17 protein-coding genes are annotated in these 24,108 nt (G+C 57.7%); 8 read left to right on the top strand and 9 right to left on the bottom strand.

Going from position 1 to position 24,108, the window contains the following annotated elements; genetic code table 11:
• Position 1: 1 nt before the first annotated feature.
• On the bottom strand, positions 2 to 3,436 hold the full coding sequence (locus tag RBB63_RS18510; RefSeq protein ID WP_309386510.1) for a pilus assembly PilX N-terminal domain-containing protein: 3,435 nt from the start codon (positions 3,434 to 3,436) through the stop codon (positions 2 to 4).
• A gap of 247 nt (positions 3,437 to 3,683) precedes the next feature.
• On the opposite strand from RBB63_RS18510, the gene RBB63_RS18505 reads away from it, so the two are divergent.
• The 6 genes from RBB63_RS18505 (at position 3,684) to RBB63_RS18480 (ending at position 9,349) form a co-directional block, all read left to right on the top strand.
• Positions 3,684 to 3,992, top strand: coding sequence for a hypothetical protein (locus RBB63_RS18505; protein WP_309386508.1), 309 nt, complete (start codon positions 3,684 to 3,686; stop codon positions 3,990 to 3,992).
• Between the two features lie 27 nt (positions 3,993 to 4,019).
• Complete coding sequence (locus tag RBB63_RS18500; RefSeq protein WP_309386507.1) at positions 4,020 to 4,502, top strand: nucleoside deaminase; 483 nt, start codon at positions 4,020 to 4,022, stop codon at positions 4,500 to 4,502.
• Positions 4,503 to 4,600: 98 nt separating this feature from the next.
• Entirely contained in the window at positions 4,601 to 5,038 is a 438-nt protein-coding gene (locus RBB63_RS18495) for a 3-hydroxyacyl-ACP dehydratase FabZ family protein (protein WP_309386506.1), read from the top strand.
• 81 nt (positions 5,039 to 5,119) lie between these two features.
• A complete protein-coding gene (locus tag RBB63_RS18490; protein ID WP_309386505.1) occupies positions 5,120 to 5,638 on the top strand; it encodes a UvrB/UvrC motif-containing protein in 519 nt (172 codons plus the stop codon).
• 94 nt (positions 5,639 to 5,732) lie between these two features.
• Positions 5,733 to 6,818 (top strand): protein arginine kinase, encoded by a 1,086-nt coding sequence (locus RBB63_RS18485; RefSeq protein ID WP_309386503.1) that lies wholly within the window; start codon positions 5,733 to 5,735, stop codon positions 6,816 to 6,818.
• 38 nt (positions 6,819 to 6,856) lie between these two features.
• Entirely contained in the window at positions 6,857 to 9,349 is a 2,493-nt protein-coding gene (locus RBB63_RS18480) for an ATP-dependent Clp protease ATP-binding subunit (protein WP_343219136.1), read from the top strand.
• 164 nt (positions 9,350 to 9,513) lie between these two features.
• On the opposite strand, the gene RBB63_RS18475 is transcribed toward RBB63_RS18480, so the two are convergent.
• The 5 genes from RBB63_RS18475 to RBB63_RS18455 form a co-directional block, all read right to left on the bottom strand.
• Positions 9,514 to 10,674 (bottom strand): peptidylprolyl isomerase, encoded by a 1,161-nt coding sequence (locus tag RBB63_RS18475; RefSeq protein ID WP_309386500.1) that lies wholly within the window; start codon positions 10,672 to 10,674, stop codon positions 9,514 to 9,516.
• The gene (mfd, locus tag RBB63_RS18470; RefSeq protein WP_309386499.1) at positions 10,671 to 14,051 is read right to left on the bottom strand and encodes a transcription-repair coupling factor; all 3,381 of its coding nucleotides are present in this window, start codon (positions 14,049 to 14,051) and stop codon (positions 10,671 to 10,673) included. The genes RBB63_RS18475 and mfd overlap by 4 nt, the downstream gene beginning before the upstream one ends.
• Before the next feature lie 93 nt (positions 14,052 to 14,144).
• Positions 14,145 to 14,828, bottom strand: a complete 684-nt coding sequence (gene rnc, locus RBB63_RS18465; protein ID WP_309386498.1) for a ribonuclease III — start codon at positions 14,826 to 14,828, stop codon at positions 14,145 to 14,147.
• A 13-nt stretch (positions 14,829 to 14,841) separates the two neighbouring features.
• Complete coding sequence (gene lexA, locus RBB63_RS18460) at positions 14,842 to 15,471, bottom strand: transcriptional repressor LexA (protein ID WP_309386497.1); 630 nt, start codon at positions 15,469 to 15,471, stop codon at positions 14,842 to 14,844.
• Between the two features lie 312 nt (positions 15,472 to 15,783).
• Positions 15,784 to 16,332, bottom strand: a complete 549-nt coding sequence (locus RBB63_RS18455; protein WP_309386496.1) for a hypothetical protein — start codon at positions 16,330 to 16,332, stop codon at positions 15,784 to 15,786.
• A 307-nt stretch (positions 16,333 to 16,639) separates the two neighbouring features.
• Here RBB63_RS18455 and purU point away from each other — a divergent pair, with 307 nt between their 5' ends.
• The gene (gene purU / locus RBB63_RS18450) at positions 16,640 to 17,503 is read left to right on the top strand and encodes a formyltetrahydrofolate deformylase (protein ID WP_309386494.1); all 864 of its coding nucleotides are present in this window, start codon (positions 16,640 to 16,642) and stop codon (positions 17,501 to 17,503) included.
• A gap of 27 nt (positions 17,504 to 17,530) precedes the next feature.
• On the top strand, positions 17,531 to 18,043 hold the full coding sequence (locus RBB63_RS18445) for a hypothetical protein (RefSeq protein ID WP_309386493.1): 513 nt from the start codon (positions 17,531 to 17,533) through the stop codon (positions 18,041 to 18,043).
• Here the strand turns inward: RBB63_RS18445 and RBB63_RS18440 are convergent.
• The 3 genes from RBB63_RS18440 to RBB63_RS18430 form a co-directional block, all read right to left on the bottom strand.
• Positions 18,040 to 21,057 (bottom strand): type 1 glutamine amidotransferase family protein, encoded by a 3,018-nt coding sequence (locus tag RBB63_RS18440; protein ID WP_309386492.1) that lies wholly within the window; start codon positions 21,055 to 21,057, stop codon positions 18,040 to 18,042. The two genes, RBB63_RS18445 and RBB63_RS18440, sit on opposite strands and share 4 nt — an antisense overlap.
• Before the next feature lie 62 nt (positions 21,058 to 21,119).
• Complete coding sequence (gene rsmA / locus RBB63_RS18435) at positions 21,120 to 21,953, bottom strand: 16S rRNA (adenine(1518)-N(6)/adenine(1519)-N(6))-dimethyltransferase RsmA (protein ID WP_309386491.1); 834 nt, start codon at positions 21,951 to 21,953, stop codon at positions 21,120 to 21,122.
• A gap of 65 nt (positions 21,954 to 22,018) precedes the next feature.
• Positions 22,019 to 23,770 carry a B12-binding domain-containing radical SAM protein gene (locus tag RBB63_RS18430; protein ID WP_309386490.1) on the bottom strand — a complete coding sequence of 584 codons (1,752 nt, stop codon included), beginning with the start codon at positions 23,768 to 23,770 and terminating at the stop codon, positions 22,019 to 22,021.
• Between the last annotated feature and the right edge of the window lie 338 nt (positions 23,771 to 24,108).

Here is a 24,108-nt window from a genome sequence, read left to right as displayed (position 1 = left end):
CTTAATGCGAGTCGGGTGAATTGAGCCAGCGGAAGCTGGTGATCACGAATCGGCGACCTTGGCCGTTGAGCGGATCGCCATCCGTGATGGTTTCGTTGGGGTCGAGTTTGTTCGGGGTGCGTTGGACTACGGCTTCCGCCCACATCTCGTTGTTTCGCATGCCCAGTGGGTTCAACGACTCGGCCCAAACCCGGATGCGGAAGGTGTCCGAGCGCACCGTCAACTGGCTGCCGAAAGCAGCGAGCAAATCACCCTGCGTCAGGTAACCCGGAGCGTTGGCGGCGAAGGCGCCTTGCATGGCGTCGCGATTGAACTCGCGGAAGTAGCGTGAGGCCATGATGTTGTCGAGGTAGAGATTTTCGGGGTCCTCGACACTGTATTCGAGCGAGTCGTCGTCGCCGTCGCTGGCGTCATTGAGATCAAAGTAATACGCATTGATGCCGGACTCATCGATGGCGGCCTGCAGTGCCCCAGTTTGACGCCAGGAATCGGGGTCGGTTATCGTGCGGCTGATGTGGCTGGTTGGGGTGGGGGCCCGGTTGACGAATTCCGCCATCGAGACAAAGGGTCCGCGTAGCTTGACCTGCTTGACGATTGCGTTGGCGAGCGTATCGATTTCCGCTTCGCTCAGTGTGCGAAAACCCGTGTAGGATTCTGCGTCTTCCGGCAGGGTATTGGAGTCGGCTGTAACTGCCTCGCTGCGTGGATACGGATGTCGGAGGTAGGGCGTTTGTTCCGGATTGCTTTCGGTGCCACTGGTCGTTTCCACCTCAGCGCCAAAGTTGGCCGCGAGCAGCGCTTTCCACGCTTCGACCGAAGTGGAGTTGACGTTGAATGCGCCGTGGACGTAGAGCTCGCCTGCGGCGTCAGTCGCGGAGTCGAGGTTGGCGTCGACGAGGTCCGTTTTGCCGTAAATGCGTGGGTTTTCCGCCAGATAAGACGAGCTGCGGAGATCGCTGTCGACAATGGTGGAGAAGAAATAGTCATCCCAAAGCGCGGTGTTGAGATTCCAGGGCATGTCGTAGTAAACGGGCGCGCCTGAGTCCGGGCTGCTGAAATCTGGCCACCCTGCGCGGTAGACCGAATCGGCTTCGAGGTAGGGGCTCGCGCTGCTGCTGCCGATGGCGTAGGCGGGGGAGGTGTTGCCCCATTTCCAGTAGTTCTGCGCCTGGGTATAACCCTGCGCCAATCCAAGGCGGGCATGACGCAGGTCGCCGATTGAATAAAACTCACGGCTGGTGCGCGGCAGGTGAAAGAGCGGCGCACTGAGGCTGTCGGAGGCGTCATCGGTAAAGCCAACGAAAGCGTTGTCTCCATTGTTCGGAATTTCGGCGTCGTCGATAGCCGAGGCGAGTTCGGTGGTGAAGAAGAAATCGGCAATCCAGGAAGGATTGTCGCCCGTGCCGCCATTACTGCTGGAGCTGGCTTCGTATTCGAGCGGCGATCGGCCGACGTAGGGGGCGGTGGGGTTGTAGTCTTCCAGCCATTGGATGCGGAAATACTCCGCGCCGGATGTGCTGGTGGCTTCGTGTTCTTCCAGCCGACTATGGGCGAATTTCTGGCCTGCACGGTAAGAGAAGTTCGCGCCAATGTCCTCAATGAAGGGCGCGTTCGATGTGCCTGGTTCACCATAAATGTCGAGTTGCGAACCAGTGGCGTAGAGACGGTCCCAGTATTTGCTGGAATTGAAGCCGGAGATATTGAGCCGTTCGATATGCTGAAGCGGCTGTGTGGCGAGTTCACTCTCTGTGCGCGCCAGTCGGACTACGCCAGATACCCGCTGTTGGGAAATCGTCTGGATGACGGCAAGCGAATGTTCGGCGGGGTCAATGGTCATCGTGGAATTCGGGACCTTGAATGCGAAAGAAAATCCGCTGCGGTAACCAGGGTAAAGGTCTAGCGGGCTCGCCGCGCTGGTGATGACCTGATCCGCCAGTTGTGGGGAAAAGACAACGGCCTCGCCCGGCTGGAGGTTGCTGCTCAGGTTGAGCCGGAAGGCGATGCGGCCATAGGCAGGCGTTTGCAGGCCGATGTATTGATATTGATTACCGTCTTCGGTCACGCCGGAGGTGGGGAATTGGATGACGGGTTCCGATGAGGACGCCTGTGGATGCCATTCCACGCGGTGCAGCCATTTGAGTTCGGTGGCGCCGCTGTTCGACAACTGGGAGTCGACGATGAAGGAACTGGCGTCTATTGCGGCGTCATAGGGGTTCCACAATACGAAGGCAGGCTGCAGGAAATACCAGATCGCGTATTGGTTTGGGGTGGCTTCTTCAAGCACGAGCACATTTACGTGGAGCTGGACGAGGGTGAGCACCGGCGTGACGCCCGGCGAATCGCCATCGTAGGGAATCGGCGCATACGCCGCGCCAGAGCCCGTATTGCCATTAGAGGGGGAGAGGTTGACCCAGGCGTGAAGCTGGTCCCAGAGCGGTCCGCCGTCGTCGCCGGGGTTGCTGGTGGCCGCCGGGAAAATGTGTTCGCCGATCAGGCTGGGGTCGAGGCCATCTGCGCTCAAGGCGTTGGTTAGGTCGACTTTCAGGCCGCCCCAGAGATTCGTATCCGACGAGTACGTGGTTTTGGAAAGGACGCCTGTCGACTTGAACGTGGCGTGATGAAAATTCTCAGACGCCAGCGAGTGGCCGCCCGATGACAGGCTATCGAGCACGGACATGTCGATGGAACGCTCGATCAGCGAACGCTCCGTCGACCCTTCGTCAAAGTCAGCCATGCCGTCGAGTAATTGAAGCCCAGTTGTCTCTGGAGCAGTGAAGCTTTGGTTGGGGAGGGGGGAGAGCTCGGCAGGTATGCTGGCATGTGTTTGTGAGTGGAGGTTGGTCTTGATGCCCTCGTCCAGAATCACCCAGGCAAAGCGCCCTGTGGTGACGCCGTCGGCGTTCACGATGTCTTCCTTTGGCGCATAGAGATCATTGCTGGGATTGGCGGAGTCTTCGTAGATCAGCGCAATGTCGTCGTCTGCATTGGGCGAGGGCAGGGCGCTGCTGGTTGGGCCAGTGTAGTTGCCAGGATAGCTGGTCGCACTGGCGGGATCAAAGGCGGATTGGTCATTGCCACTGATGAGCGTGCGAGGCAACTGATCGGGGGCTGATGCGTCCCAGATGGCGGTCAGCCAAGGGTTGCTCACGTTGTCCAGCGCCAGGGTGTCGGGGTCTGCATCGTAGATCTCGTGCCGAGCGCTGATCCGGGCGTCAGGCCCCATGAATTGCTGGAGTTCGCCCATGGCTTCGAGGATTGCGAAGCGCGCCACTTCGCGGGTTTCAACGTCCTGTTTGCTTTGAGTTGCTGATGACAGTTCTACGCTGGTCAGCGTGGCGAGACTGGTCATGAGCAGCACCATCAGGGCCATTAGTATCAGGGATATCACCAAGGCGAAACCTTTGGGGGAAGGCGCTTTTTTGAATCGTTTTCTCATGGGCAATGGGGGGATGCATCGCTGCGTAATGAAGCAGTGATGGTATGTTTTTAATAAATATTAAATTGGCGTCAAGCAAACATTGGAATCCTTTGAAAAGGCTATAGCTGTTTTGTATCACTCTGTTTTCTGGATGATTATAATAAATATCACATTCGAAAGCATGAGTATGACATCGGGCGAAATTTCTTAACGCTGCCTGAAATTACGTCCTTGTGTCGTGGGCGGCGGAATTTACATTGGCGGCATGAAGCGAATCATTACGTTACTTTTCCTGTCGTTTTTTCTGTCTGCCTGCGCGAGCAGCTCTGGTGGCGTTAAGGCGCTGAACTTTGGCATGACTCCGGACCAGGTTCGCGAAGAAATGGGCGACGACTACGATGTCGTGGCTAACTCGATCAATAAGAGCGGTAAGAAGGTCACCGGTTGGCGCTACACTGGGGACAAGAACAAGCCCACTTACATGGTCTACTTTGTTGACGGAAAGCTCGCTCAATGGGGTGAAGCTGGCGCGCTGCAATCCATTCCCGATCTGGGCGATCCAGACGCCAAGTAATTCAGGGGCTTCTTTCAGGCTCCCAAGATGAGCATTGAGCACCAGGCATTCATGCGCCGTGCGATTGCCCTCTCGGCGCGCGCGGGCATTGAGGATCGTTCTGGTGGCGTGTTTGGCGCGGTTGTAGTCCAGGGAGGCGAGATCATCGGCGAAGGCTGGAATCGCGTGGTCGCGCAAAATGACCCGACTTGGCATGCGGAGATGGCGGCGATTCGCGCTGCATCCAGCAAGGTTGGCGATTTTGACCTCTCCGGCGCGACGATTTACACGTCCGGCGAACCTTGCCCCATGTGCATGGCGGCGATCTACTGGGCGCGGATCGAAAAGGTCTATTATGCGTCGACTCATGCCGATGCGCTTGAGTTTGGCGGTTTCGATGACTCGTTTATTCAGGAGGAGTTGAAGCGTCGAGCCGAGGATCGCAAAGTGCCGCAACTAGAGCTGCTGAGGGATGAGGCGCTGGCCGTCTGGAAGCAATATGCTGCGCGGACTGATAACACACATTATTAGGTAGTTTTGGCTTTGGCGTCATTGCGGGGATTTTCTGAGTAGAATTCCCCTCGATTAGCCGTTGCAATATTGAGATCGCCAACCAATTAATGGGGCTCATGGAAGAGATATTCCGCACGATTCCCCACCGCCCGCCGTTTCTGTTTGTCGACGAAATTGTCGAAATCACCGATACACGCGGGCTTTGCCGCCGTACTTTAAAGGCCGAGGAGAACTTTTACGAAGGCCACTATCCGGGTAATCCGATCACGCCGGGTGTTCTGCTGTGCGAGGCGGTTTTTCAGACGGGCGCCATCTACCTCGCCAAGCGCTTGGAGGCTGCTGGCGTTGACTTGACGGGAAAAACCCCGGTGCTCTCACGCATCCAGGATGCGCGCTTTAAGCGCATGGTGAAACCGGGCGACACCATCGAAATCGAAGCGATTTTCAAGGAGGAAACACGCGGCTTCAACTTCATGCGTGGGTCCATCAAACTGGAGGGCAAGACGGCTTTGACCATCGACTTTGTGTTGGCGCTGGTTGACGAAAGCCGGTGACTTGGTGCATGATGTGCTAAGGCTCTGATGAAAGGCGCCGATAAGGTTACGTATCGGCAATTATTAATAGAGGAATTGAACATGGCAAAGCCCCCAGATTGTAGTCACTGCCAAAAGCCGGCCACGATCCACCTGACGCAAATCGTCAATAACGAGATCAAGAAACTGGACTTTTGCGAGGACTGTCCGCACCAGAAAGGCGTCACGGACCCAGCAGGCTTTTCTTTAGCCGACCTGCTTTCCACTGGCGATGACGCAGCCTTTTCAAGTGAGCATACGGCTTCCGGCACCTGCCCAAACTGCGGCTTCAGCACGAAAAACTTTAAAAAGCTCGGTCGCTTCGGTTGCCCCGAGTGTTATGAGACACTGGGTGAATTCATTGCGCCCATGCTCGCAAAAATGCATCGTGGCACCCATCATTTGGGCAAGTATCCTCAAATGCTCGTGGCCAGATTACAGCACAAACGCAAGGTTGAGGAAGCCGAAGCTGCCCTGGAGGCCGCCGTGCTCAGTGAAAATTATGAGGAGGCGGCCAAATGGCGAGACGAACTGAAAGCCTTGCAAAGCGACTCCGAATCGACTAACTGTTCCCATGGTTAGCGTGGGCGCTTAGCGTCCAAAAATTTTGTTCTTTTATTCCCCGCGCTTCATCGCGAGGCGCATCATCCCGATGACCAGGACATTTTACGCACACATGCAGATACAACCGCTCATTGACGGCAAAAGTGAATTAACTCATGCGGCTGAGCCGCCTCAAGAGGTCGTCATCAGTACGCGGGTGCGCTTGGCGCGCAACCTTCAGGGACACCCATTCCCCGGGTGGGCCAAAACGGCGCAGCGGCGGGACGTTTTGACCGCTTGTGAGCAGGCGATTGCATCGTTGGACGCCATGCAAAACGGCGCGGTGCTCGAAATTGAAAGTCTTTCCGATCTCGAAAAACAGGTGCTCGTCGAACGTCATTTGATCAGCCGTGAATTATCGGCGCATGGAGCGGGTTCCGGAGTCGTTGTGAGTCCGGATCAGGCTGTAGCGATCATGATTAACGAAGAAGATCACTTGCGCATTCAGGTGCTGCGTTCCGGGTACCACTTCCAGGATATTTGGCAGGCCATCGACACGATCGACAGCTGTCTGGAGGACAAACTCGACTACGCTTTTTCCGAGGAAATTGGTTACCTGACTGCCTGTCCGACCAATGTTGGAACGGGTTTGCGCGCCTCGGTCATGATGCACCTTCCAGGGTTGGTGCTGGCTGGGCAGATGGAGAAAGTCGTCCGTGCGGTCAATCAACTGGGCATGGTGGTGCGCGGTTTGTTTGGGGAAGGCTCGGACGCTTCGGGCAGTCTTTTTCAGATTTCCAACCAGCAAACATTGGGCGAAAGCGAGGCCGACATCATCCGCCGTTTGGGCAGCGTGATCGAGACGATCAAGGAGCAGGAAATCAACGCGCGGCTCCGTTTGGTGGAAAACGATCCGTCGAAATTGGCTGATAAAATTGGCCGCGCCTACGGAATTTTGCAGCATGGGCACGTTTTAAGCTCAAGCGAAGCTATGAATTTTCTCTCGCTCATACGTCTGGCGGTAGACCTTGGTCTGCTACCCAGCGAGCAGCGGGCGCAGGTAGACCGGTTGTTCCTCGAGTGTCAGCCGGGGCACATCCAATTCGCCGCGCGGGAAAATATCGACAGCGAGGGCCGGGATATTGCCCGGGCTCGGATGTTGCGGGAAGAAACTGGCCGAATGCCGTCTCTCAATTTTGACAAGCTGGCATTTTCGTGATTTTAATAATTAACTAACACCAAGGAACTGATAACTGAATGGAGCCAATGAATAATTTCACCCCCAGAGCCCAACAGGTCCTCGCCCTCGCACGCAAGGAGGCAGACCGGTTTCACCACAATTATGTCGGAACTGAGCATTTACTGCTCGGCCTGATCAACCTTGGCCAGGGGGTAGCAGTCAACGTCCTACAGAAAATGGGGCTCGACCTCGACACCGTGCGTGCGGCGGTCGAAAAGCAAGTTGGCACCGGTCCGGAAAGCAAGCCTACTGGCAGCATTCCCTACACGCCGCGTGTCAAAAAAGTCCTCGCCCTTGCCGGCAAGGAAGCCAAATCCCTGAATCATTCCTACATCGGCACCGAGCACATCCTGCTGGGGCTGTTGCGGGAAGGCGAGGGCGTAGCCGCCCGCGTTTTGAAGAGCTTGGATGTGGATATCGAGCGTTGCCGCAACGAAATCCTCTCCGAACTCGATCCCAATTTCTCTGGTGAATCCGAAGATGCGCCGCTCAGTGGCGCACAACCGGCTGGCGCCAGTGGATCGGGTGGCGACGACAAAAAGGAAGTCAAGACACCGGCGCTCAAGGCCTTTGGTCGCGACCTGACCGAACTTGCCAAAAATGGTGAGATGGATCCGGTTATCGGCCGCAAAAAGGAGATTCGCCGCGTTATTCAAATCCTTTGCCGCCGCACCAAGAACAACCCAGTCCTCATTGGGGAAGCTGGCGTGGGCAAGACCGCTATCGTTGAAGGCCTCGCCATGGAGATTGCTTCAGGCGTGGTGCCGGAAATTCTGGCCGACAAGCGAGTGATCACCCTCGACCTTGCGCTGATGGTTGCGGGCACGAAATACCGTGGTCAGTTCGAAGAGCGCATCAAGGCGGTGATGGATGAAATTCGCCGCGCGAAGAACATCATCATCTTCATCGACGAGCTCCACACGATCGTAGGCGCTGGCGCTGCGGAAGGCGCAATGGATGCGTCGAACATTTTCAAGCCGTCTCTCAGCCGCGGCGAATTGCAGTGCATTGGCGCCACGACTTTGGCCGAATACCGCAAGTATATCGAAAAGGACAGTGCGCTGGATCGCCGTTTCCAATCGGTGAAGGTGGAGGCGCCAAGTATGGAGGACACCTTGCAGATTTTGAAGGGCATCCGCGGCAAATACGAAGACCACCACAAGGTGACCTTCACCGACTCCGCTTTGGAATACGCCGTCAAGCTTTCGGACCGCTACATCACCTCACGCTTCTTGCCGGATAAGGCAATCGACGTGCTTGATGAGGCAGGTTCGCGCGCCCGCATTGATTCGCTGAATCGTCCGCCAGAGATCGAAGACCTCGCGGGGCAGATTGATGAAGTCTGCGCGCAAAAGGAAGACGCGATCAGTAAGCAACATTTCGAACAGGCCGCCAAGTTCCGTGACCAGGAAAAGCAACTGCGCGCCAAGCGCGAGCAGATGATTGAAGACTGGAAGACCAGCCGTGAAGAGCAGGTTATTACGGTAGACGAAGAGCAGATGCGTGAAGTTGTTTCCGACTGGACGGGCATTCCGCTCTCCCGCATGGAGCAGACCGAAAGCCAGAAACTGCTTGGCCTCGAAGCCGAATTACAGAATTACATCATCGGCCAGGACGAAGCGACGCAGGTTATTTCCAAGGCTTTGCGCCGTTCGCGCGCAGACTTGAAAGATCCGCGTCGTCCGATCGGTTCATTCATGTTCCTCGGGCCGACAGGTGTGGGCAAGACGCACTTGGCCAAGATTCTGGCGGAGAAAATGTTTGGCGATCAGGAAGCACTGATCCAGATCGACATGTCTGAATACATGGAGAAGTTCGCGCTCAGCCGCCTGATTGGTTCGCCTCCCGGTTATGTTGGATACGAGGAAGGCGGTCAGCTCACCGAGCAGGTGCGTCGCAAGCCTTACTGCGTGATTCTCTTCGACGAAATCGAAAAGGCGCACCCGGATGTGGCTCAGATTCTCCTCCAAGTTCTGGAAGATGGCCGTCTGACTGACAGCCTCGGCCGCACGGTTGATTTCCGCAACACGATCCTGATTATGACCTCGAACGTTGGCGCCGATGTGCTGCAGCGGAGCACTTCGATGGGCTTCGATGTGGGCATGGATGACGCCCGCGACTTCGAGCGCGTTAAGGAGAAAATCCTCGACGAGACCAAGAAGGCCTTCAAGCCGGAGTTCCTGAATCGTTTGACGGAGATCGTGATCTTCCGCCAACTGACGAAGGAAAACATGACCAAGATCGTCGACCTGGAACTCACCAAGGTCAGCAAGCGTCTGAAGGATCACGACATCAGCTTTGTGATCACCGACGAAGCCAAGGATTTCCTCATCGAACGTGGTTGGGACGAGAAATACGGTGCGCGTCCGTTGCGTCGTGCAGTCGAGCGTCACTTGGAAGACCCGTTGGCAGAGGCAATCCTCCGGGAGGAAGTCAAACGTGGCGAGCCGATCAAGGTTGTTGTCCGTGATGACGCCCTATTCTTCGAGCAGGAAGCTGCGGTGGGTTAAGCCCAGATACATTTAAAACAAAGGCCGTCCCGATATGGGGCGGCCTTTTTGTTGATCAGCCTGGATTGATGCAATCGGCATGGTGCGCCAAAGCGTTGGCGGACCAAACGAAAAGGGCGCAGATAACTGCGCCCTCAGGAAAGAAATCATTGCTGTTGTTACAACTACTTCTTTGGGCCATGTGGGCCCATGCCTTCGTTGGTGCGTGCCGGGGCCTCGACTGGAATCGGTTCGTTTCGCTGTTGAGGGGCTGCTTCCCAAGGCATCGGAGCCTCTGGCTCTTCTTCATTCTTGCCGAAGGTCATTTGGACGGGGCTGTCGTCGATTTGCGGGCTCTGGCCTGCTTCGCGAAGGAAGAATTTAACGTAGGCTTTCTTGCGCAAACGTTCGAGCCAACGCTCCTGCGCTTGACGGGCTAGGCGATTGGTAATGGCTTGCTCGATTTCCTGGCGCACCGCAGCGAGTTGCTTGACGCCGGATTCGCGCTTTTCGTCGACCTTGACGATGAAGGTGACTTCATTGTCGATAATGGGTTGGCTGTATTCGCCGACCGAAAGCTGGCGTGCGGCGTCGGCGATGACGTCGCGCAGATCGGTGTATTCGCGCCAGCCCCAGTCGCCACCGTTGGCGGCGTTCATGTCCTGGCTGTATTTGCTGGCGAGTTCGCCAAAGTCCGCGCCCTGCGACAATTGCTCCATGATGGTGGTTGCCTGCTGCTCCATGAGGTCTTCGCTCTCGCCGGTGATCGGCATCAGGGTGATCATGCGCAGTTTGACGCCTTCATCTTCGAAGAACTGGCTCTTGTTTTTTTCGTAATACTCCTGAATTTTCTGCGGGCTGACTTCAGTCTGCGACTTCAGCATTTGGCTGCGCATGTAGCTGACCACAATGCGGTCGCGGAGTTCTTCGCGAAACTGCAAGTCCGACTTCCCCTGAAGTGCGAGGTATTCGAGGAATTCGGAGCGGTTACCATTAAATTCCTTGGTGATGTAGTCGTCGTATTCGTTGTCCAGATAGGGCTGGGGAATCTGATAGCCCTTTTCCTCGAACTCCGCAATGATCAGGATCTGGTCGATCATGTTTTGAAGGATTTCGCGCGTGATCGACTGGATGTTCCGGTCGAACTCCATGCGTGTGCGTGAGCTGCGGCGCACTTCGGGCACGAGAGGGGCCACCTCCTTGCGCAGGGCTTCAAGCGTAATGATTTCATCGTTCACCTGGGCGGCAATGCCGTTGGTGTACTTGATATCCCAGTCCTCCTTGAGTTGGGCCTGTGCTTGAAGCGCAAAAATCAGCGATATGAAAATGGGCAGGTATTTGGTCATGTCAGTTTTGGTTCCTGTCGTTTCAGGAATGTCAAAATTTCGCGCATTCTGGTTGTGGCGTCCTTGCCGGTCAAGCGGGGAAAGCGGTTGCCGACCATAAGAAAGTCAGAGCCGCCACTTTTCGCGCGTTTGCATTTGAGTTTGTTGCCTTCGGTTTCGACTGAAGAAATGCCACAACGTTCAGCGAAGACGCGAATTTCTGTTAATAAAAGCAAGATGTCGACCTCGGTGGGGCGGGCGCCAAAGCGATCTTTGAGCTCTGCGCCGATCTCCCGCACGGCTTCCTGCGTCGACGCCAAAGCCAGGCGGCGGTAGAAATCGATGCGCAAACGTGCTTCGTGCAAATAACTTTCCGGCAAGAACGCTTCGACTTTTTCAACGGCGTCTTTGTCGCGGTCGACTTTTTTCAGGGCGTCGTAGCCGATTTTCACTTCGCCTTCGCCAGATTCGCCGAGGTAGCGGCCGACGAGGACGAAATCCAGCTTCACGTTGGCGCGGATGACGGCGGCGTGGTCGTCGCCCTTCAGGCGGGCGATGCTCTGGCGCAGCAGTTGGCAATACAGGTCGAAGCCGACGTTGGCGATGTGCCCATGTTGCTTGAGGCCGATGAGGTTACCGGCTCCGCGCAACTCGAGGTCGCGCATGGCGATGCGAAAGCCCGCGCCGAGTTGGTTGAACTGCCGGATCGCGCCGAGTCGCTTGCGGGCGAGGTCCAGTAACTTGCTGTGTCGGTGTAGCAGTAGGTAACAATACGCCTGCCGGTTGAATCGGCCCACGCGACCGCGGAGCTGGTAAAGCTGGCTCAGGCCAAAGCGGTCAGCGCCCTCAATAATGATCGTGTTGCAGTTGGGAATATCCAGGCCGTTTTCAATGATCGTCGTGCAAACGAGGACGTCGTAACGCCCGCCAACAAAATCCGTCATGACCTTTTCCAGGCCGCGCTCGGACATTTGGCCGTGGCCAACGCCGATGTTCAGCTTGGGCAGCATTTTGCGCAGGTGACCGGCGACGGTTTCGATGGTTTGCACCTGATTGTGCAGATAGAAAACCTGGCCGCCGCGCTCGACCTCGCGCTCGATGGCCGTCTGCACCAGTTTGGGGTCGTAGCTTTTGACGATGGTTTCGATGGGGCGGCGGTCGCGGGGCGCCGTCTCGATGACGCTTAGGTCGCGGGCGCCCACGAGCGCAAAATAAAGGGTGCGGGGGATGGGGGTGGCGCTCATCGTCATCACGTCGACACTGCGCTTGAGCTGCTTGAGCGACTCCTTCTGGCGGACGCCAAAACGGTGCTCTTCGTCGATGATGAGCAGGCCGAGGTCCTTGTATTTTACGTCCTTGCCGAGCAGGGCGTGGGTGCCGACGATCATGTCGATCTTGCCTTCCTTGAGCTGCTTGAGAATCTCGCGCTTCTGCTGTGGTGTGCGGAATCGGGACAGCATTTCGACCGTAATCGGGTAGTTCGCGAAGCGCTCACGGAAGGTCTGGAAATGCTGCTGGCACAGAACCGTTGTCGGAATGAGCAACGCGACCTGTTTGCCCTCCAGCGCCATTTTGAAGGCGGCGCGGATTGCGACTTCGGTCTTGCCGAAGCCGACGTCGCCACAGAGCAGACGGTCCATGGGGAGGGGGCGCTCAAGGTCGCGCTTGGTGTCTTCGATGGCCTGCTTTTGGTCGGGCGTTTCCTCGTGGACGAAGGCGTCCTCAAAGTCGCGCAGCCAGGGGTGGTCGGGGGCGCAGGCGTGGCCGGGATTCGTTTCACGCTCGGCCTGCAGGCGCAGCAGTTCGCCCGCGAAGTCCAGCGTGGCGCGTTCGGCGGCGGCGCGCGCTTTGGACCACTGGTTGCTGCCGAGTTTTCCCAGTTTGGGGGTGGCCTTGGACAGGCCCACGTAGCGGCTGAGCAAGTGGCTTTCGTGCAGGCGCAGGTGGACGGTGACGCCCTCGTCGAACTCGAGCGAAATGACTTCCTCCTCACGCGGGCCGATCTTCAGTTTTTGCAGACCACGGAACTGGCAAACGCCGTTTTGCAGGTGGACGAGGTAGTCGCCGTCTGCGAGTTCGGAGAAATCGAGGGCCTGGTCCACGGCCTGCCGATGCGGCATCTTGCGTTGGCGGCGCCCGACACGAATGCGTTTGCGGCCAAACAGCTCGGCCTCGGTCACATAGACCTCGCGGCGATCAGGCAAGGTCAGGCGGAAGCCCTCGCTCAGCGTGCCAATTTGGAACTCGGCCTCCAGTTTGCGGCCAGAGGCGTCCTCTTCGAGCATCTGGCGGAGGCGGCGTTCTTCGGCCTCAGTTTTGAGGATGAAAATCGTGCGATGCCCGGCCTCTTGCCAGCGTAGAATCTGACTCAGGAAATCCCGCCGGGAGCGCTGCTCGGACTCCTGCCGGATGACGCCCATCTGGGTCGTTTCGGCAAAGGTCGCGTAGGGCTCCAGTGACTCGCTGATCAGCTCATCTTTCTGCGGCGTTTTACCCAGGAGGGGGAGGGCCTGATCAATTTCCGCGAGGGCAATCCACTGATCAGTGCAACCAGCGCGGGCGTCGACGAGGTGTTTCAGGTTCCGCGAAGGGGGGGGGATGTTTTCCGGGTATTGAAAAAGCTCGGGGTCGCGCTCGGTCAGCTGGGCCGGTTCGCGCAGAAGCCAGGTGACACGCTTGGGCAGGTAATCGAGCAAGGTGGCGGTTTGGCTCGTGGTGACCTCTATCGCGGGAGAGAGAAAGGTTTCGCTGATCGAATCGCCCGAGCGTTGGCTGGTCGGGTCAAATTCATGGATGGACTCAATTTCGTCGCCAAAGAAATCAATGCGGAGGGGGGCGGTGGCGTTGAGCGGGTAGATATCGATCAATCCGCCGCGGACGGCGAACTGGCCCGGTGTCTCACAGATGGCCTCGGAGTCGTAACCAAGCTCGCCGTTGAGCTGGTCCACCAAGCCCTGGAAATCGATTTGTGCGCCGACTTTGAGCTGAACTGAGGCGGCGGTTAGCTGACGGGGAGGGGGGAGGGGCTGCAGCAGGGCGTCGGGCTGGACCGCGAGGCAGACGAGCTCATTTGGGCGGGCGTCGACCAGGGCAGACAGCGCGGCGAGTCGGTCGCAATGGAGTTCGAAGGCGCGGGCGTCATCCTCCTCGACCTCACCCAGGCGCGGGAACGCATGCACGCGCACCTTAGCCTTTGGAAATTTGCGCCGGAAAAAATAATCAAAATCTTCGGCCCAGGCCTCCAAGGTTTTACCTGCCTGCCCAACCAAAATCGCGATACCAGTCGGGGGGCGGGGGGGGGCGCTGATTGCTTCCACGCTGACCGCAGGCACTGCCGGGCCGGCCACCCCGTACAAAAGGCGGATATCGGCGTCAGTTGGCAGGACGACGGGTTTCATTGGTTAGTGGGTAGTAGGGAGGCGGGAAACGAACCAGAAAAGACGTTTTCCAGGGAAAGGCAATTTTTGCCCGCGAAAATCTTGGGGCGCCTCCTAAATATCCAGTTCTGCGATGGCGCTGCGGGCGGCGGCTTCCTCGGCTTCTTTTTTGCTGGCTCCGCTGCCAGAACCATGGACGACACCCTGAATCGCGACTTCGGCGGTGAACTCGCGGGCGTGGCCGGGGCCAGTCTCGTTGACGATGGTGTAGGCGGGTTGCTCCTGGCCCTGGGCTTGGATCCACTCTTGGAGGCGGCCCTTGGGGTTGTCTTGCGCCAACCTTTTTTTAAGCCGGGGGGGGAGGTCGCCGAACCACTGCTGCAGGCAGGCGCGGGTGGTCGGGTAATCGCTGTCGAGGTAGATGGCGCCGATTAACGCTTCGAGGGCGTCCTCCAGCGCGGCGTCGCGGGTGTGGCCTTCTTGTGAGCGTTCGGCCTCGCTGAGTCGAAGGTGGGGGGGGAGGTCGAGCTCGCGGGCAAGCTGGGCAAGGAAATTGCCTTTGGCCAAGACCGATTTCGCCCGGGCCAGAAAGCCCTCGCGTTCGTCTGGATAGGTTTGAAAGAGCGCCTCGGCTAGAAAGACGCCCAATATGGAGTCGCCCAAAAATTCAAGCCGTTGATTGTCAGTGGCTTCCGGAAAATCCTGAAGTCGGGATGAGTGCGTGAGCGCCTGCTCCAACAGATTGGGATCGCGGAAACAATATCCGATGCGCTGCTCCAGCAAGCTGGCCTCAGTCATGGCCCGGAATCCCTTACAGGGTGCGGACGACGGCTTTGGCGATGCCCTGGATGACCAATTCGGCGACTGGATGAAGCTCCGGATAGTCGACGTTTTCAGCCTTCAGGTAGGGGGCGCTGGCGTCTTGCACGTAGCGCTTGAGCGTGGTTTCGTTGTCGATCAGGGCCGCCACGATGTCGCCTTCCTTCGGGAGGCCAGGCTCGAGGACAACTACGTCGCCGTCATAGATGCCAGCGTCGATCATGCTTTCGCCACGGACTTTGAGGGCGAAGGCGCGCTTGTTGCGGCGGACGCCTGCAGTGGAAATGTCGAGCTGGAGGCGGCCAATTTCACCGCCGGATTCCACGCCTTCCGGATAACCGGCGGCGATGGTGCCATAAATGGGGATGTCGACCACGTCCTTGGCGAAAACGGGCTTGTTGGTGCCGTCGTCATAGGTGACGCGGAAGGTGCGGGCTTGGCCGGGCGCACGGCTGATGTAGCCTTTGCGCTCAAGCGCGCGCAGGTGGCCCATGACGGCGTTAGTGCTCTTAAATCCAAAGTGTTCTTGAATTTCACGAATACTCGGCCAATAGCTTTGTTCGCGGAACTGCTGCTGGATGTAAGTCAGGATTTCTTGCTGGCGGGTGGTAAGTTTTTTCATAGTAGATTCTTTGTTGTGCAAATGAGTATTAGATAAATGTTCACTGCGTCAATGCCTTTTTTGCACAAAAAAACGCAGCGCCCATCAGGGGGCTGCGTTTAGCGGAAATGTTTAGGCCTTACTCTAGAGCACTTTTCATCTAGATTGGCCTAGTCAGGTGGGGTAGAGATTGGATGCAGCGCAAGGCGGCTTTGATTGAGCGGGCTGGAAGCCCGTGATTGAAATGCCAACGCCGCGAACTTCCAATCTGGCCCCAAGCCCTAAACCGAGTGCTTTTCCGCGCCAGCGTTGTTGGCTTTTCGCTCACAGGCTCTAGCTGCGCGCGGAGTCTGCGCTGAAGGTTATGTTGGGCACGATTTCGAATTCGCACAGCTCGGAAGTGACTTCCAGCAGGCGCTCCAGGTAGTAGGTGTTGCTCATGGAGCCGTTGAGGTAGAGCCGGTTGTCCTTGATGTTGTAGGCGAGATTGGAGATTTCGCTGAGTATTTTGGCGTCCTCATGACTTTGCATGATGAGGACCATCGTCATGGAGCGCACTTCGAAGGCGGAATTAAAGGCTTCCTCGGTTTCGCTTTGGGGGATGCTGGCGGGCGTCAGGATGTAGGCGTCGCCTTCGCGCTGGAGGTTACTGGCGAGGATGGCCTGTTGCGTGCCGTCTTTGAGCTCAATCATGACCGATGGCGCGACGTTGGCTTTGCACTTGAGCGGCTGAATCACTGAACCAATCACGGCGCCTTGCGCGTCTTTGATGGGGAGGGTGTTGTCAGGGGTTGCCTGGGTGGTGGCGACAAGCGCCGTTGCGGCTAGCAGGGCAATGCTGGTGCGCCCGAAAAAACAGATGCAGTCATAGATGCTTTTCATGGTAGGTGATGGTTATGCCAAGAATAAATCAAAATTGATCGATGTGCGCAGGGATATTTCAGCGCCTTACAGTTTCATATTTGGCAGATTGGGGGGATCACCCAGAAGCAGGCAGAGGCTTTGACAATGTTTTGCCGGAATCTTTAATCGCAGTTCAGCTATCCTTTACGATCATTTTACAAATTAGATGAAATTTGAGTATTACCTCCTAATTGATACATGAATTTCGGTAATTCGCCAGATGGCCTCCCGGGGTGATAAAAGACTTTATACGAGCGCGCAGATGGCTTTTATAGCGTGTAACACCATGTCCAACCAAGCCAACCCGATCACCGCCCTGCTTTTTGGCCCCGACAAGCCCGGCATCGTCGCCAATGTCGCCAGCTGGATTTTTTCCCGTGGCGGCAATATTCGCCACGCCGATCAGCATCGTGACGATGCGGCGAACGTATTTTTCCAGCGTCTCGTGTGGGAGTCAGCAGACGGCAGTCAGCCGGAAACTGAAGCGCAGGCCTTTGCCGAGTTTGCTGAGGGCGAGCTGGGCATGTCGTGCAACATGTCGCTGGGCACGGAACGGCAGCGGGTGGGCATCATGGTGTCGAAGATCGATCATTGCTTTCACGACATTGCGCTGCGTTTTCGCTCGGGGGAATTTCCCGGCGAGGCTGTCGTGGTGGTGTCGAATCACACTGATTTGGCGGCGGCGGCGGAATCGTATGACCTGCCTTTCCACTACATCCCGGTGACCAAGGCTACGAAGGAAAAGGCCGAGCAGGAGCAGATCCGCATTCTGCAGGAGGCCGGGGTGGACCTCGTCGTTATGGCGCGCTACATGCAGGTGCTGTCGGAGGACTTTTTGGCGAATATCGGCTGCCCGGTCATTAACATTCACCACAGCTTTCTGCCAGCCTTTGCGGGCGGGCGTCCCTACCATCAGGCTTATGAACGCGGGGTGAAATTGATTGGCGCCACCGCGCATTTTGCGACGGCCGACCTCGACGAAGGGCCCATCATTGCGCAGGACGTGGCGCGCGTCACCCACCGCAATGGACCGGCGGATTTAATTCGTCGCGGTAAGGATTTGGAAAAGGCGGTGTTCGCCCAGGCGATTCGTTGGCAGCTTGAGCACCGCATTCTGGTTTATAATAACAAGACGGTCGTGTTTGACTAAGCGGCGGGCAGGCGGTTGGCTGACGACATGAGCTTTAACCCCGCAGACTACGGCCCGGTTCTTGCCGACTGGCTGACCATCGAACACCCCGTTAACCTCGGCCCGGGGCAGCCCAATGACTCACTGCGCGCGCGCTTCGATGAACTGACGGTCGGCCATGCGTTTGCAGGAACGCAAGTGGTGAATGCGCCGATGGCGGAAGCTTGCTTGAGCGGCGTTTTGCTGCGACTGGATTTCCTCGATGAGTCGCACACGATCAGCCAAGGCATTGACGATTCGACCGGCAGTTTCTGGCATGGGATCATGCACCGTCGCGAGCCGGACTATGGGAATGCCAAATACTGGTTTCGACTGGTGGGGCAGCACCCGGTTTTGACGGAGTTGGCGGCGGAATTTCCCGACTTCGATCCGTTCGATTTTATCGACCAAGTGAAAGCGGCATACCGCCGTGGCGGCGAAAATGAAGCACGCTGCCAGGCGATTCAACAACGCGAGTTCGAGCTGCTTTTCGATTACAGCTACCGCGCGGCGGTGGGCTAGACAGTGCGTTCGAGCATGGGCGCGCGCAGGATGCCGGTTGGGCGGAGTCGCCACACGTTGTTACGATGCTGGCCATCGAGTCGCCAGGCTGGCGGACCCCACCACGTCCAGTTGGGGCAGTTATTGTGCAGCGCGCCAAAGGTGTTCATGCGCGTGCCGTAACAGCGAATACGCAACTCGTGGGCGCCAGGGGCGAGCTCGCCAAGTTCAATCCGATAAGGTGAATACGCGACTGGGCCACAGTCGCGGCCGTCACACCAAACGCGGAGCAAGGCGCCGCCGAAGTCCGGGCAACGCAGTGCGTAGCGTCCGGCTTCGGTTATCTCGATAGAGACGATGTAGTTGAGGTTGTCGCCGTAAAACGGCAAGCCTTGGCGCGTAAGGTCGCCCCAGAATTTGGCTTCCTGCGCAACTATCCAGGCGTGCGCGCCTCGGGTTACCACATCGAAATCGCCCAGCACGTAGCACCACTCGAGGTAGCGTTGCACGCCGTCGAGTTCCTGTGTGATTTCCAGAACGTGATCACCTGCGGCTAATGCAGGCAGCGCCATCGTGGGTAAATCACGATCAACCCACCAGCCGGTCGCCTGGGCGGGCAGTGGGGCGCCGTTGAGCATAATCGAGGTTTCGTTCAAACGCTCACACATGAAAAGCGAATCGGGGACATTTACTTTGCAATGCAAAGTATAGCGCCGGGAGACTCTCCGTTTCGGCCCAGGATTTTTAACGGAGTAGGGTTGGCCCCAGTCCGGCCAGCCAAAGCGCTCTGCGAGTTTGAGCTGGACCATGAGCGTGTCTTCGGCGGGTTGCCAGGGCTCATCGTCTATCCGCCATTCGGCCTGATCGAGCAGGTAAACGTTGGGTTCTACACGCTGAATGTCGAGGGGCTCCGGGAGGTCCCGAACGGCTTGCCAAGTCGGCTCCGAAACGGTGTGTTCTCCTTCGCCCGGAGTGAGGCGAAGTAGGCGATGGCTCTGCGGATGGCATTGCCAGGGAATCACGGTCCAGCCGTCAGCCTGATGATAAGCGCAGTCGTGCTCAACTCCCTTTGCAGTGCAAAGTTCGCGCACTCGCCAGTGTCCTTTTATGCGGATTGTCGTCTGCTCGATGAAGGGCGCCCAGGGGCGTGATGGCTTGTCGGTGCGCGCGCGATTACTGCAGAAGAGAATGCGCTCCTCGCCGACTTGGCGTAGCTGGTGGTTGATGGTTCCAACGAACTGATTGGCGCCTTGTTCAAATGCGACTTCGCGCCACGGTTCCAATGCGTCACGCAGGGCAATGGCGCTGCTGTTGATTAACTTTGCGTTGCAAAGTTTAGTGGTTGGCGCGTCGCTTAACTTTCCATTACAAAGCTTAGGCAGCTTGCCCAGTGCGATAACGACGCCGCCTCGTTTTAGAAACGACTCCAGGCTGTCGAGGGTGCTTTGGCGGATAGTCTCCATCGGCGGTAGCACGACGACATCGTAGCTCATTTTGCCGACTTGCCATACGGGGTCAGCCGTATGGCGCTCTTGCTGTGGCAGAAGCGATTCCGCAATGAAGTCGAAGTCGAGACCGGCGTCGAGCAGCCAGTTTAGCGTGTCGTTGAACGTCTGTTCGCATTCGCTGGCGTTGGCATTATCCAGAGAATTGACGCCACGCTTAACCCAAATGCTTTCAACGGGATGCACAACGCCAATGCGGACGAGCGCCTGTCCTTCATTCAGTGCGGCGCCGACGCGGGCAAAGTGGTCTTCGACCATTTTGTATTCGCGGCGCCAAGGGGATTGCAGACCGATCACTGCGGGGTAGTCGCGCTTACTCGAACCCTCCATGCTGAGCCAAGCCAGGTGTGGCACCCGCAGGTTGATGCCTAGCGCCGCCTGCCAGTCGCCCTGCGCTTTATGGCCAGCAAATGGGAAGTCCCAATTCGTCACGCCGTAGAGCTCGCTCATGACTTGGGATTTGCCCTCCTGTCGTGCGACGCTCACGGCTTGCTTCGCCGTGGCGGGTAGATATTGATCGCACAAAAGGTCGATGCCGGGGATTTGAAAATGCGGGTAGTGCCGCATGCTTTCGCCGGTGCTGCCCGCTTGCCCGGTTAAGTCATCTTCGTGGAGCATGTGGCCGGTCGAGGCGATGTTGTGCTCGGCGCACCAGTCGCCAATTTGTTGGCTGTAGGCTTGGGCAAAACGACCGGCCAAATGATCCCAATAGCGCCAGCGCCAGGTCGCGTCGCCGTCCGCCCTTGGCCAGACCACGCAGGGTAATATGTCGAGCAATTCGACGTCCCAAGCCGCGCGAAAACTGTCGCGTAAATCACCGGTCCACGCCAGCGTTGTCTGCCCATCGAACGGTTCACGCAGCGGTGAGTTGGGGCCGAAGTTTGGCTCGTCGGTGAAGATCGCAGGCACGTCCGCAGGAAATTCGCCGCCGAAGCTTTTGAGTAATGTCTCGTGGGTGAAATCGATGAACGCGCGAATGGCCGTTGGACTGATTGAGTCGACATAGGATGCGCCGTTGTAGCGGTCGACATTGGGCGCGATCACGTGCGTGAGACGCCAGCAGGTTTCGTCGCCTGCATCGTAATCTATGCGCTCGGCGCTGATCAATTTTCCGTCTTCGTCTTGCTCAATGCGGTAGGCGCAGACGGGCGTGCGCATTGCGGATGGTGGTTCGGTTGGCTGGCCTTTGCGGAGCTCCATCCAGTTGCGGCGATGCTGAAGCTCAGTGGTCACGGCTCCGCCGGCCCAACCGGATGGCCAGGTGTCCTCATCGTAGAGGTAGCTGAGCATGCCTTTGCTCGCGCCGTAGTCGCGCGCGGCTTTGAGGGTGTCGAGAAACGCCTGGCCCATGTAGGGCGTTTGCAGGCCGCAGCGAACGTGTAAATGATAGCCGCCGAGGCCCATCTCGGCAAAGGCGTCGATGTGCTCACGCAGTCGGTCGTGGTTGGTCAGGTCGTGGTTCAACGCCCAAAACGGCGCGCCACGAAACGAGGCAGGGGGATTTTGAAAGCGCTGGAGATCGAGGCTCATGGCGGGGGATTTCCGCCTATCTAATCCCGCCGGAATCTCGCGTTGCAAGCATGATTTGTCGTTTAATCCTGATCGATACTTGGCAATTGCCGCCACCCCGGCAGGGGAATTGCCTCCGGGCGGGTGGTTTCAGGAATACCCAGTTCGGCCAATTTTGCGAGCCATGGGCGTAATGCATCTGCGCGCGGGTGCTTATTGACCAGACTGCCGATTTGCTTGCGGCGCTGGGTGAAAATGGCGCGGATGACTTCGCGTTGCGTGGCGTTGAAATGAAAGGCGTCGGGCAGACGCTCCAGGTGCAGCAGCGTGGAGTCGACATCGGGCGCCGGGTAAAAGCATTGGCGCGAAACCTTGTGCCCGGGCTTGCGCTGATAGGCCGCTTCAATGAACACCGAAATCGCCCCGTAGTTCTTGTGACCGGGCGCTGCGGTGAAACGATCGGCGGCTTCCTTTTGCAGCATCAACACGAGGCGGTCGGGCAGGGGACCAGCGAGGATTTTTTCCATCCACGGCGTCGAGATCGCGTAAGGCAGATTGGCGACGATCTTGTAGTTACTTTGCAATGCAAAGTTTGCGCGTGGGGAGTCCACGGCGTCGCCATGCAGCAGGTGAAATTTTTCCGGATGCTCTTTCGCCAGCGTGGCGTCGAGATTGGCGTGGAGACGCTGGTCAAACTCGACAGCCCAGACTTCGGCGCCAGCTTCCAGCAGGGCAGAGGACAGGGTGCCCAAGCCCGGGCCGACCTCCACGACTTTATCGCCGGGTTGAACATTGGCCAACTCCAGTGATTTGCGCACGATGTTGCCGTCGATCAGGAAGTTCTGACCGAGGCGCTTGTTCGGACGGTGCCCAAGGCTTTCGAGCAGCGTGCGCGTCTCACTGGGGGACAATGGCATGCGGGCATTCAGAGCCAGCCAGTGAACTCAGGCGAGCATTTTTCTTTTGAGATGCGTCTCTGTCGTTACACGTTGATGCTAGAGCACAATGGCTTCGCAAACTGACACAGCGGAATCGCCGAGTCCTCACGGTATTCATTGCGCTCGTAAAACGTTGGCGGCTCGTATGTCCAGCCACTGGCAAGGCGCTTGGCTTCGGCCTTGATCAGGTGCGAGACCCATGGGCTGGCGAGACCGGATAGATGCGCCTTGAAGCCGAACGTTTGCTGCAGATCTTTCAGTAATGCGCGGAGACGATTCTGCACTTCGACGTTGCCTTTGAAGTGCTTGATGGCGGCCTTGATGACGGGCGGGTAAGTCGTGGCCAGCCCGGAGGCTTCCTGCTTGAAGCGCCGCACGATGCGCGCATCGGCATGCTGTGCGTAGCGCTTCCAACCGGCGAGCGTGGTGCGCGCAATGCGCAGAATGCTGGGGCCGTTGATCTCGAAGTCGCGGTTAAAGGCGCGGATGACCCAGTCTCCCTCCGTGCCCGAAGGAATCGTGGGGTGGTGGTAATTAAACTCCTGCTGCCCGTGGATGTCCGACGGGTTAAACAGGCTCTCGTCCTTCATGCGCCCTTCGGCGGAGAGCTGACGATGCAGGGCGGTGCCGGGGATCGGCGTGTAGAGCATGAACTGGTGGAAATCCGTGTCGTGCGCGGCGGCGTAATCCAGCGCGGCCGGGAGGTTGTCCGGCGTGTGTTCTTCGAGCCCAATAATCGTAGAGCCGAGCACGCGGATGCCATGGGATTGCAGCTCCTTGACGAGTTCGAAGGTGTCGATGTTTTTGGTCTTCTGGTATTGGCTGTTGCGGCCCTCAATGCCCATCCACACCCAGCTGATGCCGAGGCGGACAAGCTGCTCGATCTTGTAGCTGCGCAGGATGTTGGCCGATGCAAAAACATACAATGACCACGCCTTATCATGCTCCTCGATGAGCTCCAGCAGGCGCAGGGCGCGCTTGCGATGGAAGAGGAAATTTTCGTCCATCACAAAGAAGCTGCTGGTCTGTAGTCGTTGCTCGAGTTGCTCCATGATGGAGAACAGTTCATCGCCCTGATTGTAGAAGTTGATGAACTTGCCCTTGCCGCCAAACATGGCCGACGTGGAGCAGAAATTACAGCCGAGCGGACAGCCGACTGAGGGTATCAGGGTAGCTGCGGTGTCGCCCGGCTTGGGGTTTAAACTGAAGCCCGCTGACCGTGTGCCGAAGCCGGACAACGTGGCGGGGTGGTTGACGGGGCGGTCAGGATCTTCGCCCAAATATTCGCGGAACCAGCGCACGCCGTCGCCACGCGAAATGAGGTCGGCGTCGACGCGTCTTCTTAAATCCGGAATGTTGGAAATATGTCCGCCGATGACGATGGTCGCCTTTGGCTGAAGCTCACGAATCAGCTTACACATGTGCCGGACTTTGAGAATATTCGGCGTGATCGCGGTGATGCCGATCACGTCGTATTCATTGTCTTTCAGCTCTTCGATGAAGCGGTTGCGGACGGGGAAATCCAGCACCGTGCACGGCGCCTGAATATTCGCCTGGATGATCATGATGCCCCAACTGCGGTGGAACATACGCAGCGAGAACGGACCCTGCGTGCGCGTCACCTGGTTGTGGTATAGCTCCATCGGGTTCAGTTTGCGGCTGCCGTATTCGTCGTCCTGCGCGTAGGGCCCGAAAACGGACGTTAACAGGATGCGCGCCTTCCCGCCCAGCGGGTGTCGCGGTGTGGCAATGAGCGGCTGGTGCGGCTCTTGGGAAACGGGTGAAAGTGTTGGCATTTACATGCCAGTGGATAAACGATCACGCACAAAAACCCCATGCTAAACCGTGGTCTGCGCCTCGATAGAAGCAGCGGTTTCCGCCGCCGGTAGCGATGCGACTACTTACGCGAACGGTCGGATTTCAGCGCGGCTGATGACGCTTAGTAGGAGTGGTGGGGCTTGTCCCGCAAGCCGCCCGTTGGAGTGGCAGGGTGGCGCGGATCGTCTCGATCCGCAGTTGCATTAGGTGGCCCGGCAGGACGGAATTGCGGATCGAGACTGTATAGACCGTCAAGATGGGTTACAAACGTGCGGTGACATAGGTAACAGTTTTAAGCATGACTTGGCATGCCACT

Origin of the sequence: Cerasicoccus frondis, from assembly GCA_031296915.1 — a bacterium.
Classification (GTDB): Bacteria; Verrucomicrobiota; Verrucomicrobiia; order Opitutales; family Cerasicoccaceae; genus Cerasicoccus; species Cerasicoccus frondis.
The sequence above is the reverse complement of the archived record's forward strand: the minus strand, read 5'-3'. Positions and strand labels throughout refer to the sequence as shown.

Coding starts and splice junctions, on each gene's coding strand:
- RBB63_RS18510 (WP_309386510.1), bottom strand. CDS start 3,436: ATGAGAAAACGATTCAAAAAAGCGCCTTCCCCCAAAGGTTTCGCCTTG.
- RBB63_RS18505 (WP_309386508.1), top strand. CDS start 3,684: ATGAAGCGAATCATTACGTTACTTTTCCTGTCGTTTTTTCTGTCTGCC.
- RBB63_RS18500 (WP_309386507.1), top strand. CDS start 4,020: ATGAGCATTGAGCACCAGGCATTCATGCGCCGTGCGATTGCCCTCTCG.
- RBB63_RS18495 (WP_309386506.1), top strand. CDS start 4,601: ATGGAAGAGATATTCCGCACGATTCCCCACCGCCCGCCGTTTCTGTTT.
- RBB63_RS18490 (WP_309386505.1), top strand. CDS start 5,120: ATGGCAAAGCCCCCAGATTGTAGTCACTGCCAAAAGCCGGCCACGATC.
- RBB63_RS18485 (WP_309386503.1), top strand. CDS start 5,733: ATGCAGATACAACCGCTCATTGACGGCAAAAGTGAATTAACTCATGCG.
- RBB63_RS18480 (WP_343219136.1), top strand. CDS start 6,857: ATGGAGCCAATGAATAATTTCACCCCCAGAGCCCAACAGGTCCTCGCC.
- RBB63_RS18475 (WP_309386500.1), bottom strand. CDS start 10,674: ATGACCAAATACCTGCCCATTTTCATATCGCTGATTTTTGCGCTTCAA.
- mfd (WP_309386499.1), bottom strand. CDS start 14,051: ATGAAACCCGTCGTCCTGCCAACTGACGCCGATATCCGCCTTTTGTAC.
- rnc (WP_309386498.1), bottom strand. CDS start 14,828: ATGACTGAGGCCAGCTTGCTGGAGCAGCGCATCGGATATTGTTTCCGC.
- lexA (WP_309386497.1), bottom strand. CDS start 15,471: ATGAAAAAACTTACCACCCGCCAGCAAGAAATCCTGACTTACATCCAG.
- RBB63_RS18455 (WP_309386496.1), bottom strand. CDS start 16,332: ATGAAAAGCATCTATGACTGCATCTGTTTTTTCGGGCGCACCAGCATT.
- purU (WP_309386494.1), top strand. CDS start 16,640: ATGTCCAACCAAGCCAACCCGATCACCGCCCTGCTTTTTGGCCCCGAC.
- RBB63_RS18445 (WP_309386493.1), top strand. CDS start 17,531: ATGAGCTTTAACCCCGCAGACTACGGCCCGGTTCTTGCCGACTGGCTG.
- RBB63_RS18440 (WP_309386492.1), bottom strand. CDS start 21,057: ATGAGCCTCGATCTCCAGCGCTTTCAAAATCCCCCTGCCTCGTTTCGT.
- rsmA (WP_309386491.1), bottom strand. CDS start 21,953: ATGCCATTGTCCCCCAGTGAGACGCGCACGCTGCTCGAAAGCCTTGGG.
- RBB63_RS18430 (WP_309386490.1), bottom strand. CDS start 23,770: ATGCCAACACTTTCACCCGTTTCCCAAGAGCCGCACCAGCCGCTCATT.